Annotated in this window: 3 protein-coding genes and 1 pseudogene; all 4 read left to right on the plus strand. The window is 61.4% G+C overall.

Annotated features, from left to right (window positions below):
* The first annotated feature begins 526 nt into the window (after positions 1–526).
* Entirely contained in the window at positions 527–1,312 is a 786-nt protein-coding gene (locus ACFFAR_RS25770; protein ID WP_174364517.1) for an enoyl-CoA hydratase-related protein, read from the plus strand.
* Between the two features lie 78 nt (positions 1,313–1,390).
* On the plus strand, positions 1,391–2,752 hold the full coding sequence (gene bioA / locus ACFFAR_RS25775) for an adenosylmethionine--8-amino-7-oxononanoate transaminase (RefSeq protein ID WP_375508704.1): 1,362 nt from the start codon (positions 1,391–1,393) through the stop codon (positions 2,750–2,752).
* The gene (gene bioF, locus ACFFAR_RS25780) at positions 2,749–3,960 is read left to right on the plus strand and encodes an 8-amino-7-oxononanoate synthase (protein ID WP_174364515.1); all 1,212 of its coding nucleotides are present in this window, start codon (positions 2,749–2,751) and stop codon (positions 3,958–3,960) included. Before bioA ends, bioF begins: the two co-directional genes overlap by 4 nt.
* Positions 3,957–4,379, plus strand: a pseudogene (gene bioD / locus ACFFAR_RS25785) (dethiobiotin synthase); the annotation flags it as partial. The gene bioF and the pseudogene bioD, both read left to right, overlap by 4 nt.
* Positions 4,380–4,435 lie beyond the last annotated feature (56 nt).

Below are 4,435 nucleotides of genomic sequence, written 5' to 3' on the forward strand. Positions count from 1 at the left end.
CTGGTGGCGAAGCGTGTGGGTTGCCGTTGACGGAGGGGGAGGGTTTCAAGTGTTCGTGGTTATGGCGTCGAGCGTTCTTCTGAAGTACCAGACAGTTGACATTGCACGCTCGGGACACTTATGTGCCGTCGGTTGAGAGGCGTTTTCTTTGCTTCGTTTCTTTGTCGCCGTTGGACAAAGAAATGAAGTCCCGCCACGGACAGTGGCTAATAGTGCTAAAGAGATCAGCTAGAACGAAACCCAAGCAAGCCCAAACAGCAGCAACCCAGCAGCAACCCAGCACCAACCCCGACCGCTTCCAAAACCGTCCAGCAACCACCTCCCCGCTCAACTTCCCATCAATTCCCTCCAAAAAGCCTCCCAATAGACCGACGTTAGCGTCAAAAACAAAAAAACCCCCACCGCGTGCCACGCCCGCCGGAGGCCCCACCGGCGTGCAAACCAAAACTCCCGCGACAAATTTAGAGATAATCGATACTCATCGAAACACCGAGCCGCGCGCACCCCGCGAACCCCTATGCCCGACATGAATCTACAGCGCCTGACCGTCACCGCCGATGGCCACGTGGCGCGCGTCACGCTCAATCGCCCGGACGTGCGCAACGCCTTCGACGACGCCACCATCGTCGAATTGACCGCCGCGTTTCGCGCCCTGGCCGACGACGCCTCGGTACGCGTGATCATCCTCGCCGCGAACGGCCCGTCGTTCTGCGCGGGCGCCGACCTCAACTGGATGAAACGCATGGCGGACTATTCGGACGCGGAAAATCGCGCCGATGCCCTCGGTCTCGCGACCATGCTCAACACCATCTACACGTGCAGAAAACCGGTGATCGCCCGCGTTCAGGGCGACGCATACGCGGGCGGCATGGGTCTTGTAGCGGTAGCGGACGTCGCGATAACGGCGGATTCGGCGCACTTCTGTCTCTCCGAGGCAAAGCTCGGGCTGATGCCGGCGACCATCGCGCCGTATGTCATCCGCGCGATCGGCGCACGCGCATCGCACCGGTATTTCGTGACGGCGGAACGTATCGATGCAAACGAAGCGCTGCGCATCGGCCTCGTGCATCAGGTGGTGTCCGACGAAGCACTCGATGCCACCGTCGATGCCGTCGCCGCAGCCATCGCGGCAAACAGTCCGAACGCGGTGCGCGAATGCAAGCAACTGGTCGTCGATCTGGCCGACAAAACCATCGACGACACGCTGATCTCGGACACCGCTGACCGCATTGCACGGATTCGCGCCTCGGACGAAGGCCGCGATGGCGTGCGCAGTTTTCTGGAAAAACGCAAGCCGTCGTGGCTTGCGTGATTGTGATCGGGAGCGCCGCCTGTTTTTCTTATGGCGCTGCAAAGCGCAATACAGACGAGCCGCTCCCATGGAGTCGTTTTGAATCTGAACAACCAACACACGCCGGCAACCGATGACTGGATCGCCCGCTCCCTTCGCGCCGTATGGCATCCGTGTACGCAAATGAAGCACCACGAGCGCATGCCGCTCGTGCCCATCGCACGCGGCAAGGGTCCGTGGCTATATGACCACGACGGCAATCGTTATCTCGATGCCATCAGTTCCTGGTGGGTCAACCTCTTCGGCCATGCGAATCCCGACATCAACATGGCGCTCAAGGATCAGCTCGACACGCTCGAACACGCGATGCTCGCCGGCTGCACGCACGAGCCGGCCGTCCTTCTCGCGGAACGGTTGAACGCGTTGACGCACAACACGCTGGGTCACGCGTTCTTTGCATCCGATGGCGCATCGGCAGTGGAGATCGCGTTGAAAATGAGCTTCCATTTCTGGCGCAACAGCGGGCACACAGAGAAACGCGAGTTCGTTTGCCTCGCGAACAGCTATCACGGCGAGACCATCGGCGCGCTTGGCGTAACCGATGTCGCTTTGTTCAAGGACGCCTACGATCCGCTGATCCGCAACGCGCACGTTGTGACATCGCCCGATGCCCGCAACGCCCGCGAAGGCGAGACCGCACGCGATGTCGCGCAACGCGCACTCGCTGACATGAAGACTTTGTTCGAAGCCAAGGCGTCGCAACTCGCAGCGGCGATCGTCGAGCCGCTGGTTCAGTGCGCGGCCGGCATGGCGATGCACGATCCGTCTTATCTGAAGGGCTTGCGCGCCCTATGTGATCAATACGGCGTGCATCTGATCGCCGATGAAATCGCTGTCGGCTGCGGCCGGAGCGGGACATTCTTTGCGTGCGAGCAAGCCGGGATCTGGCCGGATTTCATTTGTTTGTCGAAGGGAATCAGCGGCGGGTATTTGCCGTTGTCGATCGTCCTCACACGGGACGAAATCTACGCCGCTTTCTACGACGACGACATGACGCGCGGCTTTCTCCACTCGCATTCGTACACGGGAAATCCGCTTGCGTGCCGCGCGGCTTTGGCGACGCTCGATCTCTTCGACTCGGCCAACGTGCTTGAGGAGAATCGCCGGAAGTCGTCGTTGCTGCGCACTGCGATGAGCCCGTTGCAAGATCACGCGCACGTGAAAAACCTGCGTCAGCAGGGCACGATCTTCGCGTTCGATGCCGTGATCGAAGACCCGGCTCAAGCACGCACGTTCTCGCGCCGCTTCTTCGAAAACGCCTTGAAACAAGAGCTTTTATTGCGCCCGATCGGCACGACCGTCTATCTGATGCCGCCGTACATTCTGAGCGACGACGAACAGACGCTGCTCGCAGAACGCACGCGCAAGGTCTTCGATACAACGCTCGCGGAGGCCGCATGAGCGATACATCGGCCGCGTTGTTCGACACGCTGAAACAAGGTCTTGCCGATATCGATCGCAACGGGTTGCGTCGTCGCCGGAAAGTTGCGGATAGCGCCTGCGCTGCGCACATGATGGTGGATGGGCGGAAGATCATCGGCTTTGCGAGCAACGATTATCTCGGGCTCGCCGCGCATGAGACCTTGCGCGAAGCGTTGGCCGAAGGCGCACGCAAATACGGCGCGGGCAGCGGTGGATCGCATTTGCTCGGCGGCCATTCGCGCGCGCACGCGAAGCTGGAAGACGATCTGGCGGCGTTCTCCGGCGGTTTTGTGAACCAGGCGCGTGCGCTGTACTTCAGCACCGGTTACATGGCCAACCTGGCAACGCTGACCACGCTCGGCGCCCTGAGCGGCCGCGACACGCTCATGTTTTGCGACGCGTTGAATCATGCATCGCTGATCGATGGCGCACGGTTATCGCGTGCTGAAATCCACATCTATCCTCACGCCGATGCCGAAGCGCTCGACGCCATGCTCGATGCATCGCGCAATGTTGGCGCAACGAAGATCATCGTTACGGATTCGGTATTCAGCATGGACGGCGATATTGCGCCGCTCGCGCGTTTGCTCGAAGTCGCCGAACGATACGGCGCGTGGCTCGTCGTGGACGACGCGCACGGTTTCGGCGTGCTCGGTCCGCAAGGCCGCGGCGCGCTCGCCGATGCCGCACTGCATTCACCCCACCTGGTTTATGTCGGCACGCTGGGGAAGGCGGCGGGTGTATCGGGCGCGTTCGTGATCGCCCACGAAACCGTGATCGAATGGTTCGTCCAGCGCGCGCGGCCGTATATCTTCACGACGGCATCCGTGCCGGCGGTGGCGCACGCGGTATCGGCGAGTTTGAAGATCATTGGCGGCACCGACGGCAACGAACGACGCGCGCATCTTGCGACACTGATCGACAGCACGCGCGCTATTCTGAAGCGTACACAATGGCAGCCGGTGGATTCGCATACGGCGGTCCAGCCGTTGATCATCGGCGGCAATGAAGAGACGCTTCAGCTCGCCGCCGCGCTCGATGAACACCGCATGTGGGTTCCCGCGATCCGGCCGCCGACGGTTCCAGTGGGTACATCGCGACTGCGCATTTCGTTGTCGGCGGCGCACAGTCACGAAGACCTCGCAAAGCTCGACCATGCCTTGCAAACCTTGAGCAATCGACCATGACAGCTCCCCTCTCGATCTTCGTCACCGGCACCGATACCGAGATCGGCAAGACGCTCGTATCGGCGGCGCTGCTGCACGGATTTTCATCGCTCGGACTGCGCGCCGCCGCGATGAAACCCATCGCCGCCGGCGCGTTCGAACGCAATGGCGAATGGCACAACGAAGACGCGGATCAACTCGACGCCGCCGCGAACGTCACGCTGCCACCATCCATACGCACGCCGTTCTTGCTGAAGGACGCCGCCGCGCCGCACATTGCAGCGGCGCGCGAAAACGTGTCGCTGGACATCGCACGCATTGTGGAAGCGCATCAGGCGGCCATCAAGCAGGCGGACGTGGTCGTGGTGGAAGGCGTGGGTGGATTTCGCGTGCCGCTCACCGACGTTCACGATACCGCCGACCTGGCGTTCGCATTGCATTAGCCGGTCGTGCTCGTGGTCGGCATGCGCCTTGGTTGCATCAGCCATGCGTTGCT

Source organism: uncultured Caballeronia sp., from assembly GCF_964243625.1.
Lineage (GTDB): Bacteria > Pseudomonadota > Gammaproteobacteria > Burkholderiales > Burkholderiaceae > Caballeronia.